The organism is Pusillibacter faecalis (assembly GCF_018408705.1).
In the GTDB taxonomy this organism is placed as follows: Bacteria; Bacillota; Clostridia; order Oscillospirales; family Oscillospiraceae; genus Oscillibacter; species Oscillibacter faecalis.
On the sequence record NZ_AP023421.1, the window covers coordinates 14,502 to 33,168 of the forward strand.

Annotated in this window: 18 protein-coding genes and 1 pseudogene; 5 read left to right on the forward strand and 14 right to left on the reverse strand. The window is 56.1% G+C overall.

Annotated features, from left to right (window positions below):
- The first annotated feature begins 29 nt into the window (after window positions 1–29).
- The 4 genes from KJS55_RS14665 to KJS55_RS14680 all read left to right on the forward strand — a co-directional run bounded on the left by KJS55_RS14665 (window position 30) and on the right by KJS55_RS14680 (window position 4,575).
- Window positions 30–863: a PepSY domain-containing protein gene (locus KJS55_RS14665; RefSeq protein ID WP_213543716.1), complete on the forward strand. Its 834-nt coding sequence runs from the start codon at window positions 30–32 to the stop codon at window positions 861–863.
- A gap of 51 nt (window positions 864–914) precedes the next feature.
- The gene (locus KJS55_RS14670) at window positions 915–1,997 is read left to right on the forward strand and encodes a PepSY domain-containing protein (RefSeq protein ID WP_187028809.1); all 1,083 of its coding nucleotides are present in this window, start codon (window positions 915–917) and stop codon (window positions 1,995–1,997) included.
- A 545-nt stretch (window positions 1,998–2,542) separates the two neighbouring features.
- Entirely contained in the window at window positions 2,543–3,748 is a 1,206-nt protein-coding gene (coaBC, locus tag KJS55_RS14675) for a bifunctional phosphopantothenoylcysteine decarboxylase/phosphopantothenate--cysteine ligase CoaBC (RefSeq protein ID WP_213543717.1), read from the forward strand.
- Window positions 3,745–4,575: a type III pantothenate kinase gene (locus KJS55_RS14680; RefSeq protein ID WP_213543718.1), complete on the forward strand. Its 831-nt coding sequence runs from the start codon at window positions 3,745–3,747 to the stop codon at window positions 4,573–4,575. Before coaBC ends, KJS55_RS14680 begins: the two co-directional genes overlap by 4 nt.
- Window positions 4,576–4,777: 202 nt before the next feature.
- Here the strand turns inward: KJS55_RS14680 and KJS55_RS14685 are convergent, their stop codons facing one another.
- The 8 genes and pseudogenes from KJS55_RS14685 to KJS55_RS14720 form a co-directional block, all read right to left on the reverse strand.
- Window positions 4,778–5,620, reverse strand: coding sequence for a DUF3298 domain-containing protein (locus KJS55_RS14685; RefSeq protein ID WP_213543719.1), 843 nt, complete (start codon window positions 5,618–5,620; stop codon window positions 4,778–4,780).
- Window positions 5,617–6,102, reverse strand: a complete 486-nt coding sequence (locus KJS55_RS14690; protein WP_187028799.1) for an RNA polymerase sigma factor — start codon at window positions 6,100–6,102, stop codon at window positions 5,617–5,619. The genes KJS55_RS14685 and KJS55_RS14690 overlap by 4 nt, the downstream gene beginning before the upstream one ends.
- A gap of 239 nt (window positions 6,103–6,341) precedes the next feature.
- Window positions 6,342–7,595 carry an ABC transporter permease gene (locus tag KJS55_RS14695; protein WP_187028797.1) on the reverse strand — a complete coding sequence of 418 codons (1,254 nt, stop codon included), beginning with the start codon at window positions 7,593–7,595 and terminating at the stop codon, window positions 6,342–6,344.
- A complete protein-coding gene (locus KJS55_RS14700) occupies window positions 7,592–8,284 on the reverse strand; it encodes an ABC transporter ATP-binding protein (protein ID WP_213543929.1) in 693 nt (230 codons plus the stop codon). The genes KJS55_RS14695 and KJS55_RS14700 overlap by 4 nt, the downstream gene beginning before the upstream one ends.
- Before the next feature lie 50 nt (window positions 8,285–8,334).
- Entirely contained in the window at window positions 8,335–9,906 is a 1,572-nt protein-coding gene (locus KJS55_RS14705) for an efflux RND transporter periplasmic adaptor subunit (RefSeq protein ID WP_213543720.1), read from the reverse strand.
- 499 nt (window positions 9,907–10,405) lie between these two features.
- Window positions 10,406–11,086: a 3'-5' exonuclease gene (locus tag KJS55_RS14710; protein ID WP_228300574.1), complete on the reverse strand. Its 681-nt coding sequence runs from the start codon at window positions 11,084–11,086 to the stop codon at window positions 10,406–10,408.
- Window positions 11,087–11,103: 17 nt separating this feature from the next.
- A pseudogene (locus KJS55_RS14715) lies at window positions 11,104–11,745 on the reverse strand (DNA/RNA non-specific endonuclease); the annotation flags it as partial.
- A gap of 41 nt (window positions 11,746–11,786) precedes the next feature.
- Window positions 11,787–12,194 carry a ribonuclease Z gene (locus KJS55_RS14720; RefSeq protein ID WP_213543721.1) on the reverse strand — a complete coding sequence of 136 codons (408 nt, stop codon included), beginning with the start codon at window positions 12,192–12,194 and terminating at the stop codon, window positions 11,787–11,789.
- A 137-nt stretch (window positions 12,195–12,331) separates the two neighbouring features.
- On the opposite strand from KJS55_RS14720, the gene KJS55_RS14725 reads away from it, so the two are divergent.
- Window positions 12,332–13,138, forward strand: coding sequence for a polysaccharide deacetylase family protein (locus KJS55_RS14725; protein ID WP_213543722.1), 807 nt, complete (start codon window positions 12,332–12,334; stop codon window positions 13,136–13,138).
- A gap of 48 nt (window positions 13,139–13,186) precedes the next feature.
- Here the strand turns inward: KJS55_RS14725 and KJS55_RS14730 are convergent, their stop codons facing one another.
- The 6 genes from KJS55_RS14730 to KJS55_RS14755 all read right to left on the reverse strand — a co-directional run bounded on the left by KJS55_RS14730 (window position 13,187) and on the right by KJS55_RS14755 (window position 18,598).
- Window positions 13,187–13,900, reverse strand: a complete 714-nt coding sequence (locus KJS55_RS14730; RefSeq protein WP_187028786.1) for an HAD family hydrolase — start codon at window positions 13,898–13,900, stop codon at window positions 13,187–13,189.
- 354 nt (window positions 13,901–14,254) lie between these two features.
- Complete coding sequence (locus KJS55_RS14735; protein WP_213543723.1) at window positions 14,255–14,449, reverse strand: heavy-metal-associated domain-containing protein; 195 nt, start codon at window positions 14,447–14,449, stop codon at window positions 14,255–14,257.
- Between the two features lie 109 nt (window positions 14,450–14,558).
- Window positions 14,559–14,699, reverse strand: coding sequence for a hypothetical protein (locus KJS55_RS14740; protein WP_187028781.1), 141 nt, complete (start codon window positions 14,697–14,699; stop codon window positions 14,559–14,561).
- Window positions 14,700–14,866: 167 nt separating this feature from the next.
- Window positions 14,867–15,199, reverse strand: coding sequence for a metal-sensing transcriptional repressor (locus tag KJS55_RS14745; protein ID WP_213543724.1), 333 nt, complete (start codon window positions 15,197–15,199; stop codon window positions 14,867–14,869).
- A 26-nt stretch (window positions 15,200–15,225) separates the two neighbouring features.
- Complete coding sequence (locus KJS55_RS14750; RefSeq protein ID WP_213543725.1) at window positions 15,226–17,475, reverse strand: heavy metal translocating P-type ATPase; 2,250 nt, start codon at window positions 17,473–17,475, stop codon at window positions 15,226–15,228.
- 214 nt (window positions 17,476–17,689) lie between these two features.
- Window positions 17,690–18,598 (reverse strand): selenium metabolism-associated LysR family transcriptional regulator, encoded by a 909-nt coding sequence (locus tag KJS55_RS14755; protein ID WP_213543726.1) that lies wholly within the window; start codon window positions 18,596–18,598, stop codon window positions 17,690–17,692.
- Between the last annotated feature and the right edge of the window lie 69 nt (window positions 18,599–18,667).

An 18,667-nucleotide genomic window follows, 5' to 3' on the forward strand; every position in this document is an offset into this window, starting at 1 on the left:
ACGACAACAACTGAGGAGGAGTTTTTGAGATGAAGATATGGATGAAGGCATGTGTGCTGGCACTGACGGTGATGCTTTTAGCCGGCTGTTCCCAGCAGACCAGCTCGGCGGAGCCCATCGGGATTGACGCGGCGAAAGCCGTGGCGCTGGAAGATGCCGGCGTCAGCGCTGAATCAGTCAGCTTCACCACAGCGGGCCTGGACCGGCGGGGGAACACGGAGTACTATGTGGTAGATTTTACCGCCGACGGGCAGACCTATGAGTATGATATCGACGCTATCACGGGCGTGATTATAGAGAAGAACACCCCTGGCGGACAAAGCACTGATACCGCGGGCGCTTCCAGCGCCACAGACGGAGCATCCGGCACTACGGGCGCCTCTGCACAGGGAAGCACACCGTCCAACGGCGGGTTTGTCGGTGAAGATGCGGCCAAGCAGGCAGCACTGAAGCATGCGGGACTGGAAGAGAGTCAAGTGACCTTTTTACGCTGCTATCTGGATTGGGACGATGGACGCCAGGTCTATGATGTAGAGTTCTATACCGAGGACCGCAAGGAGTATGACTATGAGATTGACGCCTATACTGGCGATGTGCTCTCTTACGACTATGACGCAGAGGCCAGTCTGATTGGGAATACTGGCTCCGGTAAGGAGATCACTGCGGCAGAGGCTAAGTCCTTGGCGCTTGCTCAGGTGCCTGGGGCCACGGAGTCCGATATTTGGGAGTTCAGCACGGATATTGACGATGGCCGGTTGGAGTATGAGGGCGAGATCCTCTATGACGGTTCCAAGTACGACTTTACGATCGACGGTTACAGCGGGACGATTCGTGAGTGGGAGGTAGAGCGCTACGGCAGATAAACACAGGCATCTTCAAGATCAATTTTCTGGAATATTATTAAGGAGGAACCAATGATGAAGAGACTTTGGAAGCGCCTGAGCACACTTGCTTTGGGCATGGCACTGTTCGTAACCACGCTGACGGTGGCCGCAGGCGCGGTTGAGGCAGCCTCGGTCAGTGTGGAGATGCGGCCAGATGTGGAGATTGTGGTAGACGGCACCGCACGCACATTCTATAACGTCCAGGGACAGGAGGTTCATACCCTGTACTACAACGGCACCCACTATCTGCCCGTCCGGGCCATTGGAGAGCTGATGGGAAAGAATGTGAACTGGGATCAGTCCACTCGAACCATTTCCCTCGCTGGCAGCCGTACCACCGGCCCGGTCCAGGGAACACCGGACACCAGCGCCAAGACCCAGATGATTACCGCGGAACTGCATCCGGACTTTACCATCACGGTGGACGGTGTCAAGCGTACCTTCACGGATGCTCAGGGCAACGCAGTCTATCCCATGCTGTACCAGGGCACGAATTATCTGCCTGTCCGGGCTATTGGCGAATTGATGGGCAAGTCTGTCAGCTGGAATGGCGCTACTAGGACCATCACTCTGAGCGGCGGCTCCCAGGTGACGGACGCTGACAGCTTCGGACCCAGCGGAATTCCGGCCACCACCAATCCAACGACTCCCAACAGCGGGCTGGTCAGTGAGGAAACCGCCAAGGCCAAAGCTCTGACACACGCGGGGCTGACTGCCTCCCAAGTGACCTTCCTGCGTTGCAAGCTGGATTGGGATGATGGCCGTCAGGTTTATGATGTAGAGTTCTATACCAAGGACTACAAGGAGTACGACTATGAGATCGACGCCCGGACCGGGGAGATTCTCTCCTATGATTATGACGCGGAGGCCAGCGTACCCCAGCAGAACGGCAGTTCCTCCTATATCGGCGAGGCCAAGGCCAAGAGCATCGCGCTGAGTGCAGCTGGCTTCTCCTCCGGTCAGGTCAGCAACATTCGCTGCTATTTGGAGCGGGATGACGGCCGCTGGGAATACACAGTGGAATTCTGGCAGGGAACGATGGAGTATGAGTTTGAGATTGATGCTTACTCCGGCACGATCCTCTCCAGAGACGTGGATTCTATTTACGATTGATCAACAAGGCGCGGGCAGCTAAACTGCCCGCGCCTGATCTTTTGGCAGCAGCAAGATGTAAGTCAAAAATAATACTTTACAATCCTGAAAGTGAATGGTACAATGACGCTGATAACGGCATAGAAGAACGCCGTTGCACGTGGATGGTATTCCGAAGGCCTTTGGAAACTGTACCAACAAAACGGACACTCACCAGAATGCCGTTGGCAAGACGGCATGATCTCAATCATTGGAAGACCTCACAATATTCCGGTGACCGGCAGTTAGGCGGCATTGAGAATCAGCGTTAGGCTCCAGACGGTTCTGCGATGACCGGATGAGATCTATCGGGGGAGCCCGAAACACATGGTCATGCTGATTGCGCCATCAGTAGCGGGAGTATTCTCCAGCTTTGGCGCTTCCATCCATCTGCGTTTTCCTGCGGGCTGTATTTTGCAGTTTCCAGGAAACAGATGGATGTTTTTTTGTGTTTTCGGCAGAAAAGCGGCAGAAGGAAGACATCCCAGAGACTTGCCCGGAAACTCGGGTGGCAGGAGCGTGAAGCTATGGAAAAGCTACAGGGAAAATGTGTGGTACTGGGCGTGACGGGCGGGATTGCCGCCTATAAGATGGCGTATGTAGCCAGTGCGCTGCGCAAGACAGGGGCCGATGTACATGTCATCATGACGGAAAACGCAACGCAGTTTATCACACCACTGACCTTTGAGACTTTGACCAACAACCGCTGCATAGTAGACACGTTTGCGAGGGACTTTCAGTATGATGTGACTCATGTCTCACTGGCGAAGGCGGCGAACCTCATCCTGATTGCCCCGGCTACAGCTAACGTCATCGCAAAGCTGGCCCATGGGATTGCGGACGATATGCTGACAACCACAGTGCTGGCGGCGGGATGTGAAAAATTAGTGGCTCCGGCGATGAACACGGGAATGCTGGAAAACCCGATTACCCAGGATAATTTGAAGACGCTCAGACGCTACGGATTTCAAGTGATCGAGCCGGAGTGCGGCATGTTGGCCTGCCGGGATGTTGGCAGCGGAAAACTGCCAGAGCCGGAAACGCTGTTAAACCATATCGCCCGGTCACTGGCACGGAAAAAGACCCTCTCCGGCGTGCGTGTAACCGTAACAGCCGGCCCGACACAGGAGTCCCTGGACCCGGTACGCTATCTCACCAACCACAGTTCCGGACGCATGGGCTATGCCATTGCCAGGGAAGCCATGCTGCGTGGGGCGCAGGTGACACTGATCTCTGGCCGGACGGCACTTCCACCTGTGCCATTTGTTGCGCTGCGGCCAGTAACCACTGCAGCGGATATGCTGCGGGAGGTTCAGACAGCGCTGCCGGATACAGATATTTTGATCAAGGCTGCGGCTGTTGCGGATTACCGGCCCACAACAGTGGCAGACGACAAGATCAAAAAACGGGATGGAGATATGGAAATCCCCTTGGAGCGCACAGAGGACATTTTGAGTTGGGTAGCACAAAACCGCAGGAGAGGACAGTTTGTATGCGGATTTTCCATGGAGACCCGGGACCTGCTGGAAAACTCACGGAAAAAGCTGGAGAGCAAGCGGTTGGATATGATCGTTGCAAACAACTTGAAGGTGGAGGGGGCCGGCTTTGGCGTATCGACGAATGTAGCGACACTCATCACAAAGGACGACGTCATGGAATTGCCCCTGATGGGAAAAGATGAGGTAGCCGAAAAACTGTTGGACGCCATTGAACAGAGGAGGTCGGCGCAATGATTTTGACGGTTGATATTGGAAATACCACCGTGTGCGTGTGCGGCGTGGAGAAGCGGGAGGCGGAGGGACATACCGCGGTATTCTGCACAAAGTTGGAGACAGTGCCCGGAAAGGACGGCGCGGCCTACAAAGCGGAGCTTCGGGACGCACTGAGAAAAGCGGATGTGGAGATCGGGCAGATTGAGGGGGCTGTGGTGTCCAGTGTGGTGCCATGCCTGAACCGTCCCATCCATGCCTGTATCCGTGCGGTGCTGGGCAGGGAGCCTGTTTGGATTACCTGCCAGAGCAAGACTGGGCTCAAGATGGATGTGGAGTATCCGGAGAAAGTGGGGGTGGACCGGATTGTGGATGCCGCCTGGGTGGCAGCAAACTGCCCGCTGCCCGCTGTTACAGTGGACTTAGGAACCGCCACAACTTTTAATGTGATTGACGAGGGGGGTGTCTTCCGGGGCGGAGCCATTGCCGTTGGAATGGCCACAGGGTTGAAAGCCTTGGCCGCCAAGACGGCTCAGCTGCCGGAACTCCGGTTGGACACCGTGGACAGCGCGATTGGAAAAAATACGGAAGCGTGCATGGAATCCGGTGCTGTGATCGGTGCGGCTGCCATGATTGACGGCTTGGTTGCCCGCATTGAGCAGGAGCTGGGCAAGCCGGTCACGCTGGTTTTAACCGGGGGAATGGCCCGCTATGCCGAACCCTTCTGCACCCATCCACATATCTATGACCCGCAGCTGTTGGCAAAGGGCTTGATGCTGCTCTACGAGTGGAATGTGGAGAGGCCAGCACCGGAGAAAATTTGGCTGCTCCTGCCGGCCCTGCGCGCATAGAAGCTTCATGGAAATTGTCGGAGGGCACGCGGAGCGGCTTCTCCGATCCACGATATGGTCTCAAAGGGAGACAGGGATAACCGGTGTAAATATGGCACGGTTTCCCTTTTCTGGGAGACGATGAAGACTCGATGAAAAAGCAGGCCGGCCGGTCCATATGGACCGGCCGGCCTGCTTTAAAAGGAAGAGCCCCCCAAGAGAATTAGTCAACAGGAATCTCCACAATGCCGGCGGCGCCGGCGGCGATGCTGTACTCAGGGAAGACCAGGACGGGAGCGCCGGACTCGCTGATATAGAAGGCCGTATCTGCGTCTACAGTGGTAAATCCGCCTTCTTCAGGTGTAAAGAAGAAGGTGAAGCCCTCGCTGTCGGTACTGTTTGCAATATATGCCTCTACAGCGTTGTTGCAGATGTTCACCCAGTCCTCACCAAGCAGATCCTGCAGGGTAATGTTTCGGTTATCCGCCAGATCCAAATTGTAGCAGAATCGCTGCTGCTGGGCGCTCACCCAGCCCTCGGCAAAGTCTACCACAAAGGAGACGGTGGTTTCGCTCTGGCTTTTGATCTCATAGTCGATGACAACATCCATCTGGCGGCCGCCCCACTCCTCTTCGGTGCCGCCGGTAGCAAAGAAGGCGTCCTGATACTCCGCCCAGTCTGCCTGGGCCTGAGCAAGATGAGCGTCCACACGCTTTTGAATTTCCTCATTGACCTGCTGAGCAAGCTCGCTGCCGGACTCCACGCCGGGGACGGAAACTGCATAGTCAATGCCACCTTCCTCGGTCTCATAATCGCGGACCGTCAGAACCTGGAACAATCCACCCAAAACAGGGACATCTGCTGCCGCGGAAGCCACGGTGGGAGAGAGGTTCAGCACCCCGACCAGCACCGCGAAGCAGGCGGCCGCAGTACCGAGAGATCTGCTCCAGACATGGCGAGAGCGATTCCTCTTGCCCTGGCGGATACCCGCCTGGACACGGTCGTTCAGCTCTTCAGGGACAGAAACTGATTCATAAGCCTTTTTTGCTTCGTTGAAATCCTTCATTCGTGATAATCTCCTTCCATTGATACACGCAGCTTTTTCAATCCGGCGTACAGCCGTGTTTTCACCGTGCTGAGAGGCGCGCCCGTAGCGGCGCTGATCTCCTTCAAAGATAGCTCCTCATAAAACCGCAGGCGGATGATGGTGGCAATTTCAGGAGGGAGAGCATCCACACGCGTTGCCAGATCGCCGTCCAGAGGAAGAGGGTCTTCATAGCTGCCGGCATCCAAGGCGTCCGGCGGAACAAAGGTGACCCGTTTGCGCTGGCGGAGCATATCGGTGCACACATGGATCAGGATGCGGTAAAACCAGGTTCGCACAGCCTCTGGCTCCCGCAGGCGATCCTGTTGCTCCCAAGCTCTGCAGACAGCGGTTTGTACCGCGTCCAGAGCTTCTTCCCGGTTTTTCAAGTAGCTGTAGGCCAACCGGTAAAAACGTGCCTGTTCGGTGATGAGGTAGCTTGTTAAAAGAGATTCTTTTGACACATGCAACGGTCCTTTCTGCTGCGTTCTGTTTGATAGACGGTAGAGAGGAGGGAAAAGTTTGGGAAAAGCAAAAAGTCCGGTGAAAAATTTTCGCCGGACTTTTAAACGCGCAAAGGACATGGAAGCTTCAATGTCTATAGAAAGAAAAGTTTGATATCTGGGATCATCCTATGCAAGCAGCTGGCCGGAAGAGCTTCCGACCAGCCGAGGCTTTCAAGTTTATGCTCGCCGAGGTTTTTTTATTCATAGCGCAGTGCATCGATGGGATTCAGCTTTGCCGCCTTGTTGGCAGGGAGATAGCCGAACAGCACGCCGATCCCCACGCTCACACCAAAGCTCACAGAAATGGCGCCGAAGGTGGGGGTAGCATTGAAGGTCAGGCCACTGACACCCATTTGAGAGATGAGCATTCCTCCCAGTAAAGAGCCGATACCCATGGCCATCAGGCAGCCGAAGAGAATCCCCAGAATGCCGCCCATGGCGGAAGTGGTGCCAGCTTCGATGATAAACTGCCGGCGGATGTCCTTCCGTTTGGCACCCAGGGATTTTCGGATGCCGATTTCCCGCGTGCGCTCTGTGACGGACACCAGCATGATGTTCATAATTCCGATGCCGCCCACCAGCAGCGAGATAGCGGCGATGGCTACCAGCACCGCCATGGCAACGGCCATCATTGCGTTGATCATATTGACTTGGTCTAGCATGCTCTCAACAAGATAGGCATTATACCAGGCGTCCTCATCCTTATAAAAGTCCTGTAGGAAGTCCCGCAGAAGGATTTGGGCGGACGGCACGATATCACGGGAGGCAGCGGTGATCTGGTAGAGGGAGACGTAACTGGTGCCGGAGAGCTGCATGGCGTTTTGGTAGGGAATGTAAACCGCGTCGTCTCCGCCGCCCTCCTGGAGGCTGTCGCTGTTTTGAGCCAGCACTCCCACCACGGTGTAGGGGATGCCGCCGATCAGCAGCGATTTGCCCAGGGCATCGCCCTGGAAAGCATTGATCTCCAGATAAGCGCCGATCACGCAGACGTTCTGACGCATGGCTACATCCACATACTGGAGATACCGTCCCCGGGCCAGAGTGGACCCGTCCAGGGTGGTGCCGGTCTCGGGGCGATACATGGCTTCGCTGACCCCGTAGATATTCGTCTTTTTGAACTCCGTGTTGCCCTGGCGCACTCCGGTACCGCCAGAGACCCAGGGGGTGATGCCGTCAAAGGCCTCCGGGTGCTCCTCCACAAAGGCGAACATCTCATCGGGCGTGATGTTGCTGGTGGTTCCGTCGCCCATGCCCCAGGTGTAGGCGTAGATCTGAGTAACGCCCAACTTATCCACCTGCTGCTGTACCATGCCGGTGAGACCGTTGCCCAGGGAGATGATGACGATTACCGCCCCCACGCCGATGATAATGCCCAGCATGGTCAAAAAGGCCCGCATTTTGCTGGTCCGCAGGGATTTGAGAGCCAGCTTGAAGGATTGAGTGAAATTCATGCCCCGGCCTCCTCTCCGCTCTCTGCAGGACGGACTACGGCCTCTGGTGCCTTTGCGTCGCCGTCATAGATGATGGACCCATCCTGCAGGCGGACGATACGCTTAGCCTTCACAGCGATGGAGTTGTCGTGCGTGATGAGAACGACCGTATCACCCTCCGCATTGAGCTTTTGCAAAAAGCCCAGCACCTCCCGGCCCGTCCGGGAGTCCAGCGCGCCGGTGGGCTCGTCTGCCAGAATGACCGAGGGATTACCCGCCAAAGCCCGGGCGATGGACACCCGCTGCTGCTGACCGCCGGAGAGCTGGCTGGGAAGATTTCGCTCCTTGCCGGCAAGGCCCACCCGCTCCAGGGATTCCTCCGCCCGGCGCCGGCGCTCCTCAGCACCGATGCCGGCATACAGCAGGGGAAGCTCCACATTCTCCCGCACGGTGAGCTTGGGAATCAGATTGTACTGCTGAAAGATGAAGCCCAGCATCTTGTTACGGATATCCGCCTGCTGGTCGTCGTTCATAGTGGACACGTCCACGCCCCCCAGGCGGTAGGTGCCGGAGGTGGGCACATCCAGACAGCCGATGATGTTCATTGCCGTGGATTTTCCGGAGCCAGACTGGCCCACAATCGCCACAAACTCCCCCCGGTCAATCGTAAGGCTGATGCCGTCCAGCGCGTGGACCTGCTCGCTGCCCATGGGATAGATTTTGTAGACGTCTCTCAGCTCAATGAGATGCTCCACAGCGCTCAGCCTCCTACTTCGGCGGACTGCTCCATGTACGCAACCGTCTCGCCTTCCTCCAGACCGGAGGTGATCTCAATGTACTCCGCATTGCTGCGGCCAAGCACCACCTGCCGCTCCTCCAGCTTAGAAGGGTCCGCCACGCTGGCGCCGTCCTCACTGAGTGCGCCAGCAGCGGGAACCAACACGGTGTTACCCCGAGCCACAGCGTCCACAGGTACGCACAGGGCGTTTTCTGCGGAGTCGCAGAGAATGGTGGCGGAGACGTTCATGCCAGGTTTCAGCTCACCATAGTCCGTGACGGAGATCGTAACGGGATAGTTGGTGAAGCCATTGGTAGTAGTGCCATTGATGCTGACCTTTTCCACGGTACCGGTAAAGACCTCCCCGGGCAGGGCATTGGCGGTGATCTCAACGCGCTGTCCTACCTGGACTTTGCCGATGTCCAGCTCGCTGACGTCCATCTCCATTTTTAAGCAGCTCAAATCATAGATGACCGCCAGCGTACCACTGGAAACGCCGTCCACCTTGTCACCGGCCTTGAAATTTTTCTCAATCACTGTGCCGGAAATCGGGGAGGTGATGTTATAGTCCTCCAGATTGCCGGATGCAGTACTGGCGGAGAGCCGTGCGCTCTCCAGGCTCAGACGGGCATTTTCAATCTGGGAGCGGATGGCCTCGGACTCCACAGTGCAGAGGACCTCCCCCTTTGTCACGCTGCTGCCTGCCAACTTGTCAAAGCCGGTGACAGTACCACTGCCGGAGGCGTAAACCGTGGCGGAACTGCCCATGGTGATATGTGAATTTCCATAGCTGGTGTAGGTGCCGATCACGGCGGAGGCGGTGTAAGAGTCCGACACCACGCCGGGGTTATCCAGCTTGACCCGGACACTGCTGCTGGACTTGCCGTTGCTGGTGATGGTAGTGGAGTCGGACACGGAGACCACGGTGCCCTGAACCGGGGCCTCAAATTCCCCGATATATACGGTAGCAGCCTGCCCCACATAAAACGCAGAAGGCTCTGCGTAAGGGAAGAGGAAGTCAATAGTCAGATCTGTGCTGCCCATGATGCGGGCCAGCGCTGTGCCGGCGCTGACACTGTCGCCGTCATGGACGAAAACCTCGTTGATGGTGCCGCTGATAGAAGCGGTGGGATGCAGGGCTTCCTGGGCCTGCTGGTAGCTCACCTGGGCCTGCTCCCGGGAGAGATTTGCCCGGTTGACAGAGTCCTGAGCGTCGCTGTGGTCCATGGCGTAGAGCAGGGCGCCCTTTTCCACCATGGCGCCTTCCTCAAAGGGGGCATCCTGGATCGTGCCGGAGATCAGCGTTGTGACCTGATAGGAGTCGGCAGGCTCCAGGGTAGCGGAACCGGAGACGGAAACCGTCAGGTTCTGCCGCGCCGCCTGGTAGAGCTGATACGGCAACACCGCTGCAGCGGTGCCCTGCCCAAGCCTTGGCAGTACCAGCGCCGCCAGGACTACAACAGCCAACGCGCCGGCGGCAATTTTTCCCCGCTTTCCCAAGCGAGGAAATTTCTTCTTGGGGGGTTCCTCAGGGATCAGTGTTTCATTCATCATTCATCTCTCCTTAGCTCTGGATGGATTCCAATGTTCCGCTTCTTCTTATAACGAAATCAGGTGGAGCATTTCTTCATCATTCAAAAAATTTGAGGTCATTGCATTAGCTGCTTAATACAATAGCACATAAATACAATTTGTCAAGACTAAGAATTAATTTTTTGCAGGAACGCTCGCAAAGAGGAGCGTACACCTTCCACCTGATAGAAGGTCAAGCGTTTTTTGTAAAAGCAGGCAATTTTTTATCAGCCTACCAGAGATTTGGAGTAAGATTCACGGACCTGTCTGGTGTCCGGGATATGAGCAATGCATAGAACTTTATATGACATAGGAGCACCACGACAAATAGGCGACTGCCCGAACCTTTTACGGTTCGGGCAGCGAAGGAAGAAAGCAAAATTTTTCTAAAAGAGAAGCCTGCGTCCACAGGCGTATTTTAGAGCGCGGCAGCCGAGCATCCGGGGCGAAAATCACTGGATCATCGGCAGCACGGGATTCGTTATGGAAGCTCATAGAGAGGGACCGTCCGCTGATAGGGCTGAGGACGATAGGTGACAGAGGCAATTTTCCGACCCGAGAGGCCGTATTTGGGATGAGTACCGAAAAGGTTCAGATAGCGGTCCAAGTCATCCCGCTCCCTGGACATAGCCTCCAGAAGCTGAACAGTAGCCCGGGCGTCGTCTACCGCCCGGTGGCTGTTCACCGCGCTCTCACCCAGGCCATAGGCTTCAATGGCGTTGCAGAGCTTATGGGGATAATCCCGCCGGTCCCGGTAGACGGTCAACGCATCCAAGAAGTGGGGAGTGCGCAGAATATCCACCCGGCCATAGGGCTTGAGAAAATAGTACAAAAAATTCAGATCAAACTGTGCGTTATAGGCCACCAGCAAAGAACGGCCCGCCCCTTCCAGCAGGCAGCAAAAGGACTCTACAGCCTTGGCCTGTTCCACGCCCTCCTCCTGGAGCTGGCGGTCGGTGATGCCGGTGAGCTCCGTAATAAATGGCGGCAGAAGCTCATTCCCAGGCAGGCGGACCAGACAGTTAAAGCTGCGGGTTTCTGTGCCGGCTTCCAACGCGACCGCGCCGATCTCAATGATACGGTCCCGCTCAAAGATAATCCCAGTAGTCTCGGTATCAAACACAACGATGCGGTCAAAGTGCTTCCATAGACTTTCCATCATGTGTCCTCTCCAATCCAGTTCTCCCCAGTGGCATAGTCAATCTCCACACCGGGCTGTACGTTGTAGCAGAACACATGAAAGGAGATGCCGTCTCCCTGATCCTCCACGGACCAAGCCTCCATTTGAACGCCTTGGGCCAGCAGGTCGGAACCCTCAAACATGGGTGTCACCCGGTAGAGAACATGGTTGCCAGTCTCCTGGATATAGTCTGCCACCATATTCTCAAAGGGGAGCATTCCCTCCACATTCAAATAGCGGGTACCAGTGATCAGGTTGCACGCATTGGCATTTTCCCCGGTCAGCTGATAGCCGATCAGGTGAGAGCGGTTGTATAAGTATTGACCGCTGATAAAGTCGTAGGATTCCTGCACCCATCCGGTGGGGGTCACATCCTGAATAGATTCCCGATCTTCAGAGGGCATCAAATCCGGACCGATGCAGGCCTCCGCTCTGGTGCAGCGGCCCAGAGCATCCAGAGCGCCATAGATTTCATAGGAATCTGTTGTCCAGTCCTGTTCTGTAAAGGTTGGTACATTGTCAGAGATTGTCACATAAGGAGAGCCGTTGTAAGCGGGAATGTCCTGGATGGATGCCGTGGATGCCGGGACGGCATAGCGGTATAATGCACTGCCCACCAGGGCCAGCAGCAAGAGCGCCATGGCCTGGCTGGATTTGATTTTTTTCTGATTTCTTCGTTTTGTCATGGTCTTCTCTCTTTTCGCACATAGATGTTTCGGGTGATGACTGGATGGGAGTTTCCTGGAAACTCTGTAATCTCCGCCAAGGTGAATACGGATAAATCCCAGGTGAAATGAATGTCCGCTGGATAGTCCCGGTTCCAGCGGTAGAGGACGATCTCCGACGCCCACTCCGGAGGCGGCAGACGGTCCTCGAAAAAGAAGAGACCGTGAGAGGCCGCTGGAAGCGCCCCAAAAACCCGGACTTGGTCTCCAGCCCAACGGAACAGGGGGAGGGAACAGGAGGCCAGCCACAGCGGCTCCCCGGCACACAGGGCCATCAGATTCTCCTGCTGGGCACGGTCCCGGCTGAGACGGCGGTGGTTGAAGGAAAAGCCGTTTCGGTTGTCAACGCAGAGCGCGATACGCATGAAAAGCCTCCTTTCAGCGATTTGTACTGCATTCAAGCTGCCTAAAATATAACCATAGCACATTTCGGCATTTTTTTCAACGCGGTATAGGATGGGGGAAAGCTGGGCATCCTAGTGCAAAAAGGAGGGAATGTGCAATGGCTGCTGGAAAACGGATTCTCGCAGGTTGTATGTTGCTGGTGCCCTGCCTGTTTTTGGCGGGGGCGCTCTGGCTGCAGGGAGAGGTGATCGCGTCGTCGGGACAGGCGGCGGTACCGGCGTCTTCAGATAACTGGGGACTCTCCTTCCCGGTGGAGGGCGAGCCGCCGGTGGGCAACGCCACCGCGGAGGAGCTGGCACAGTATGATGCCAGCTATGTGGGGGACACCACGCAAAAGGTGATCTATCTGACCTTTGACTGCGGCTATGAAAACGGCTGTACGGAGAAAATTCTGGATGCGCTGAAAAAACACAACGCCCCGGCGGCGTTTTTTGTAGTGGGGCACATGGTGGAATCGGCCCCGGACATTGTCAAGAGAATGGCGGCGGAAGGCCACATTGTGGCCAACCACACCTACCATCATCCAGATATGTCCGCCATCAGTGACCAGGCGGCTTTTCAGGAAGAGCTGGAGAGCCTGGAGGCGCTGTACCAAGAGACAGTGGGGGAGTCCATGCCAAAATACTACCGACCGCCCCAGGGAAAGTACAGTGTGGAAAATCTTAAGCAGGCCCAGGCCCTTGGTTACAAGACCATTTTGTGGAGCCTTGCATACGTGGATTGGTACACGGACAATCAGCCCTCAGCGGAGGCCGCCTATGAAAAGCTCCTGCCCAGGATTCATAACGGCGCAATCGTACTGCTGCACTCCACCTCTCAGACCAACGCGGACATTTTGGATGAACTGTTGACCCGGTGGGAGGAGATGGGATATACCTTTGCCTCTCTGGATGAACTGCCCTGAGTAAAACACCCCCGCTGAAATCATCAGATTTCAGCGGGGTGTTTCCATTTAAGCGATCAGCTCTCTCAAATATGCTTGTAGCTCCTGAAAGCCACCCTGTGGATAGGGGGAGAGGTCTGCCCCACTCTGATTGATCAGGCAGTCTGTCAGCAGAAAGACCCGCATCCCCAGCTTTGCCGTCACCATGTCCTCAGTCACATCATTGCCGATCATGAGACACTCCTCTGGCTGGAAGCCGATGTTCTGCAGGATTTCCTCATAGTATTTCAGGTTCGGCTTGCAATAATGGGAGTTTTCATAGGTGGTATACAGGCGGAAAGACTCCGGCTGAAGTCCTGCCCAGCGGATACGGTTCTGGGTGGCCACCGCAGGGAAAATTGGATTTGTGGCGAGGACCACGGTTTTTCCTGCTGTCCTCAGCAGATCAACAGTCTCCGCGGCGGCAGGGGCAAAGCCGCAGGCTGCCTTAGCCTGATTGAACTCCTCGGCGTAAAAGGTGTCAATATACGGCTTGTCCTTCAGCGAGGCCTCTCCGTAAATCTGAGAAAAAACACGCCAGAAAGCCTCCTCATTGGTACAGGAACCATCGTTTTTCACCATGGCGGCAGTTCCGGCCCAGATGCTGTCCACCAGCTTTGCGGGATCATAGCCAAGAGGCGCCAGTTTGGCCGCCAGCAATTGAAAATAGGTCTTGGTAAAACGCTCCTGATCCATCGGCAGCAGCGTTCCATCCAAATCAAAAAGTACCGCTTTTGTTTCCATGCTGTTCTCCTGTTTCTTTCATCACTTGGATATCCTAGTTTCATCCTGCATTTCAAGGCTGCATTAGCTGCTTTCAGACAGGGAATGTTGTCTGAAAGGCCGCACGAAAGCAGCCGCATCTTTTTTAGTATACCAGATTTGGAAAAAAAGACAAGTCCAGATGTAGATGTATGGGGGATGACTCCACAGAGTTTCTGCCTTCTTTGCGTTTGAATTCGGAAGCAGGAGGTCCGCACGGACCATACATCTACCTGGGTGCCGGTAACAACATTGTGTAGGGGAGAATGGTAGAAAAACAGGCGGGAGCCCAGAGCCCCCGCCTGTACCTGCCGTTCCGGCAGCAAATATACATTTTTACGGAATCTCCGGGGTAAATCCCAGGTCCTCCAGCTCGCTTACTGCGGTTTTCACGCAGTTTTCACACCCGTCAATGGTGACGGTTTTCTCTTCCAGACTGACCGAGAATTTGAGATCTGCCTCGGTCAGCGCGTTGGTGATCCGCTTGACGCAGTTCTCACACATCATATCAGGGACCGCAATTTTTGTCATAAAATGATTCCTCCTGTATTTTGATTGATCACATGCAAGGGTACACCCTTGTCATACGAAAGCTGCCTGCATGGAAAAAAGAGAGGCATGGCGCCGGAAAATCTTAGATTCATTTGGCTTCCTGGTCGCACTCCCTCACATACCTGCGATATTCGATGGGCGTGGCCGCCTTCGGCACAGCTGTCATCTCTACCGTGGAAACCAGCGCTTCGATCTGATCCTTGAGAATAGGCTGCAAACAAAACGGCACATGATCTCCATGGTAACGGTGCAGCGCTACGCACTCTCTGCATGTTCCATGCCAATCACAAAGCGTGCTGGGGCAGGGACAGCGGGTCACGGGGTCAGAGCGCGGTTTTCCTGGACAAGCTTATAGGATTCCTCTTTGGTTCGCATATCAAACACCTCTCATGCTGTTTATTTCATCAGCCTCCGGATGGTAGCGAGCAGATCGTCCACCACCTCTAGATGGCCGCTTTGAATATCCGCCACCACACAGGTGTGAATGTGGTTGGACAAAAGCTCCCGGGAAAAGGCGTTCAGGGCCGACTGGATAGCAGAGACCTGCGTGAGAATATCCGTGCAGTAGGCCTCTTTTTCCACCATGCCCCGGACGCCCCGCACCTGTCCCTCAATGCGGTTAAGACGCCTCAGCAGGGAGTCGTATTCCGCAGCATCTCGGTGCTTGTGGCGGCACTCGCCGCTCTCCGGCTCCTGGGAGGCCGGGATGGGCCTTTTCTGATCTTCCATGGGACCATCTCCTTCTTCCATCGAACTTACAGCCTCGCACGCCCGAGCCGCAGGGCGTTGCCCACGACGCATACCGAGCTCAGGCTCATGGCGGCTCCCGCGAACATGGGGGAGAGAAGCGGTCCGCCGAAGAGATACAGCAATCCCGCCGCAATGGGAATGCCGATGGTGTTGTAGCAGAAGGCCCAGAATAGGTTCTGCTTGATGTCCCGCAGCGTCAGCGCCGAGAGGCGCAGTGCCCGGGGGACATCCTGCAGGTCATCCCGCATCAGCACAATGTCGGCGGACTCAATGGCAATGTCGCTGCCACTGCCGATGGCGCAGCCTACCTCCGCCTGGGTGAGGGCGGGGGCGTCGTTGATGCCGTCACCCACCATCATCACTTTTCGGCCCTCAGCCTGGAGCCGCTGGATGACGCCGGCCTTCTCCTCCGGCAACACCTCCGCCACCACCTGGTCCACACCCACCAGACGGCCGATGTGGTCCGCCGCTGCGTGGTTGTCGCCGGTGAGGAGCACCGTCCGGATACCCAGCTCCTTCATGCGGGCAATAGCCGCGGCACTGGTCTCCTTCAGAGAGTCCGCCACGGAAATGAGGCCCAGTAAGACACCACCCTTGGCGAAGAACATGGGGGTTTGACCCTGATTGGAAAGGCGCTCCGCTTCCTTAAGCAGGGGGGTGACATCCACGCCGGCCTCCTCTAACAGCCGCCGGTTGCCGCCCAATACGGTCTCTCCGTTCAAAACGGCCCGCAGTCCCTTGCCGGAGAGATTCTCAAAGCTCTCTAGCTTGGGGAGTGCTCCCAGTCCTTGGCTGGAGGCGTAGGCCGTAATCGCAGCAGCCAAGGGATGGGCGGAGACAGACTCCACTGCTGCTGCGATAGTCAACAGCGTATCCCCACCGCACTGATAGGGGACTACAGAGGTGACGGCAGGCTCTCCCCTGGTGACGGTCCCAGTCTTATCCAGCACCACAGTGTCTACACTGTGAGTGATCTCCAGAATCTCGCCAGAACGAATGAGAATGCCATGTCTGGCACCCAAGCCTGTACCCACCATGATGGCGGTGGGGGTAGCCAGCCCAAGAGCGCAGGGGCAGGCGATCACCAGCACAGAAGTAAACACTCGCAGCACAAAGGCAAAGGGCTGACCTGCAATAGCCCACGCAACAGCCGCCAGCACCGCGATGCCCATCACCACCGGTACAAACACGCCTGCCACCTTGTCTGCAGTTTTAGAGATCGGGGCCTTTTTGCCTTGGGCGTCTTCCACAAAGCGGATAATCCGGGCCAGGGTGGTGTCCTCGCCGGTGCGTGTAACCTGTACATACAGCGCACCGTTGAGATTGACGCTGCCGCCGATAACCTCGCTGCCTGCAGTTTTCTCCACTGGCAGACTCTCGCCGGTGAGCATCGCCTCATTGACACTGCTCTCACCCTGAGTTACCATCCCGTCGGCAGGGACGCGGGCACCGGGCTTTACCAGCACCACATCACCGTTTTTCAGAGATTTGGTGGGAACCTCGTTTCCAGAGTCCGCAAGAATCGCAGTGTCTGGGGACAGGCGCATCAGTGCCGTGATGGCGCCCTTGGTCTTCTGCATGTTCCGGCTCTCCAGGAACTTGCCGAGGGAAACCAAGGTCAGCACCACCGCCGCAGATTCATAGTACAGGTTATGCACATAGGCGTGGGGATCATCAGAGATCAAAAAAGTCATCACCACACTGTAGGCAAAGGAGCAGGCGGAACCGATGGCTACCAGAGAATCCATGTTGGGATTTCCGTGAACCAGCGCCTTGAAGCCGCTGGTGAAGAAATGGCGGCCGCAGTACAGCACCGGGATGGTCAGCAGCAGCTGCAAGATGGCAAAGTTCACCGGATGGGTGTGCATGGAGAAGAGATCCGGCAGCGGCAGCGCCGGCAGTCCGAAGGGAAGCATCTGTCCCATGGACACATATAGCAGAACCAGGGAGAAGACGCCTGCTGTGATCAGCTCCCACTGTTTGTGCCGCAGCTCCGCGGCCTCCGCATCCTGTAAGGCTTGTTCTGCGGCCTCCTTCTTTTCCGCATGAGGGGTGCAGCCAAAGCCGGCCTTTTCCACTTTGGCGACAATCTGCTCCGGCGTCACCTTCGTCTCGTCATAACGAATGGTCATCTTCTCCGTGGTCAGATTCACATCGCTTCGCTCCACGCCGGGGAGCTTGCGTGTAACCCGCTCCACCGACGCGCTGCAGGCGGCACAGTGCATGCCGGAGATATCATAGGTTTCCTCGCGCATAGGTCCTCCTTACTGTAGGGAGATTAATACCCTGTGGGGGTATTTTCTGAAAAACAATATATACCCCACGGGGGTATTTGTCAAGCCCCTTTTGGTAAAGATAAAACTTTCCAGAATGACCATGTGAGAGACGGACATCCCCCAGAGCTTCCCCGGGGACCGCGAAATACCTTACGTATCGTTTTCCATACAGCATACGCGAGTATTTTGTCTTTTATGGCGCCTCCGGTTTCTGATAAAACCCCTTGGCATAATCATAAAAGACCTGAGCGATGGGGGAGAGAACACCATTTCTGCGCCGGATCAGATACAGCTTTCGCCGCAGCACGGAGCCCTGCATGTCAAAGGCCAGGAGTTTTCCAAACTGGCAGTAGTCCTCACAGGCACTATGAGAGAGCACCGCCAGTCCCACACCCTCGCTGACCATTTTCTTCAGGCTCTCTGTAGAGCGAACCTCTACCGCGATCTTCAGCCGGGCGGGATTGACACCCAGCTGCTGCAGGAACTGCTCTGTTTCCACTCGGGTACCGCTGCCTGGTTCCCGGCTGATATAGGGTTCCTCCAGTAGCTGCTCCACTGGAAAACCACAGGCCTGGTACGCACGGAAGCGGGGCTGGTTGGGGGTAATTACCACGAGGCGGTCGTCAGCGAATTCCCGACAAAGACATTTGCTGCTTTCCGGCAAGGTACCGGTGAATCCGATCTCCGCAGATCGGGAGACTACCTGCGCGACAGCCTCTGCGCTGTCCACTAGGTGGATGTCAAAGGAAATGTCCGGATACAGTTCCCGAAAGGCATGGAGGAGCCTGGGGAGGAAATATTGCCCGGGGACGGTAGAAGCTGCCACAGAGACCGTTCCCCGCATCTCACGGGAGAACCCCTGTAAGGCATCCAGTGCCTGGGTCCGCAGGGCGAGCATCTGCCCAGCGTAATGGTACAGAAGCTCCCCGGCCTCTGACGGGATAGCGGAGGGGCGCTGAAGAAGCTGAATTTGCAGCTCCTGCTCCAAAGAGGCCACCCGTGCGCTGACAGTGGGCTGGGTCAGGTGCAGCAGCCTTGCGGCTTTAGAAAAGCTGCGCTGTTCGGCCACACAGGCGAAGGCTTCCAACTGTTTCATATCCATAGGGTTCCGCCTCCTTGCATGTTCGGGGAAAAACGGGTATAATTGATTTGAAATCCAGGAGAGTGAGGT

Bases quoted from the DNA above. Each gene is read 5' to 3' on its own strand.
- KJS55_RS14665 (WP_213543716.1), top strand. From the start codon at position 30: ATGAAGATATGGATGAAGGCATGTGTGCTGGCACTGACGGTGATGCTT.
- KJS55_RS14670 (WP_187028809.1), top strand. From the start codon at position 915: ATGATGAAGAGACTTTGGAAGCGCCTGAGCACACTTGCTTTGGGCATG.
- coaBC (WP_213543717.1), top strand. From the start codon at position 2,543: ATGGAAAAGCTACAGGGAAAATGTGTGGTACTGGGCGTGACGGGCGGG.
- KJS55_RS14680 (WP_213543718.1), top strand. From the start codon at position 3,745: ATGATTTTGACGGTTGATATTGGAAATACCACCGTGTGCGTGTGCGGC.
- KJS55_RS14685 (WP_213543719.1), bottom strand. From the start codon at position 5,620: ATGAAGGATTTCAACGAAGCAAAAAAGGCTTATGAATCAGTTTCTGTC.
- KJS55_RS14695 (WP_187028797.1), bottom strand. From the start codon at position 7,595: ATGAATTTCACTCAATCCTTCAAGCTGGCTCTCAAATCCCTGCGGACC.
- KJS55_RS14700 (WP_213543929.1), bottom strand. From the start codon at position 8,284: ATGGGCAGCGAGCAGGTCCACGCGCTGGACGGCATCAGCCTTACGATT.
- KJS55_RS14705 (WP_213543720.1), bottom strand. From the start codon at position 9,906: ATGATGAATGAAACACTGATCCCTGAGGAACCCCCCAAGAAGAAATTT.
- KJS55_RS14710 (WP_228300574.1), bottom strand. From the start codon at position 11,086: ATGATGGAAAGTCTATGGAAGCACTTTGACCGCATCGTTGTGTTTGAT.
- KJS55_RS14720 (WP_213543721.1), bottom strand. From the start codon at position 12,194: ATGCGTATCGCGCTCTGCGTTGACAACCGAAACGGCTTTTCCTTCAAC.
- KJS55_RS14725 (WP_213543722.1), top strand. From the start codon at position 12,332: ATGGCTGCTGGAAAACGGATTCTCGCAGGTTGTATGTTGCTGGTGCCC.
- KJS55_RS14730 (WP_187028786.1), bottom strand. From the start codon at position 13,900: ATGGAAACAAAAGCGGTACTTTTTGATTTGGATGGAACGCTGCTGCCG.
- KJS55_RS14735 (WP_213543723.1), bottom strand. From the start codon at position 14,449: ATGACAAAAATTGCGGTCCCTGATATGATGTGTGAGAACTGCGTCAAG.
- KJS55_RS14745 (WP_213543724.1), bottom strand. From the start codon at position 15,199: ATGGAAGATCAGAAAAGGCCCATCCCGGCCTCCCAGGAGCCGGAGAGC.
- KJS55_RS14750 (WP_213543725.1), bottom strand. From the start codon at position 17,475: ATGCGCGAGGAAACCTATGATATCTCCGGCATGCACTGTGCCGCCTGC.
- KJS55_RS14755 (WP_213543726.1), bottom strand. From the start codon at position 18,598: ATGGATATGAAACAGTTGGAAGCCTTCGCCTGTGTGGCCGAACAGCGC.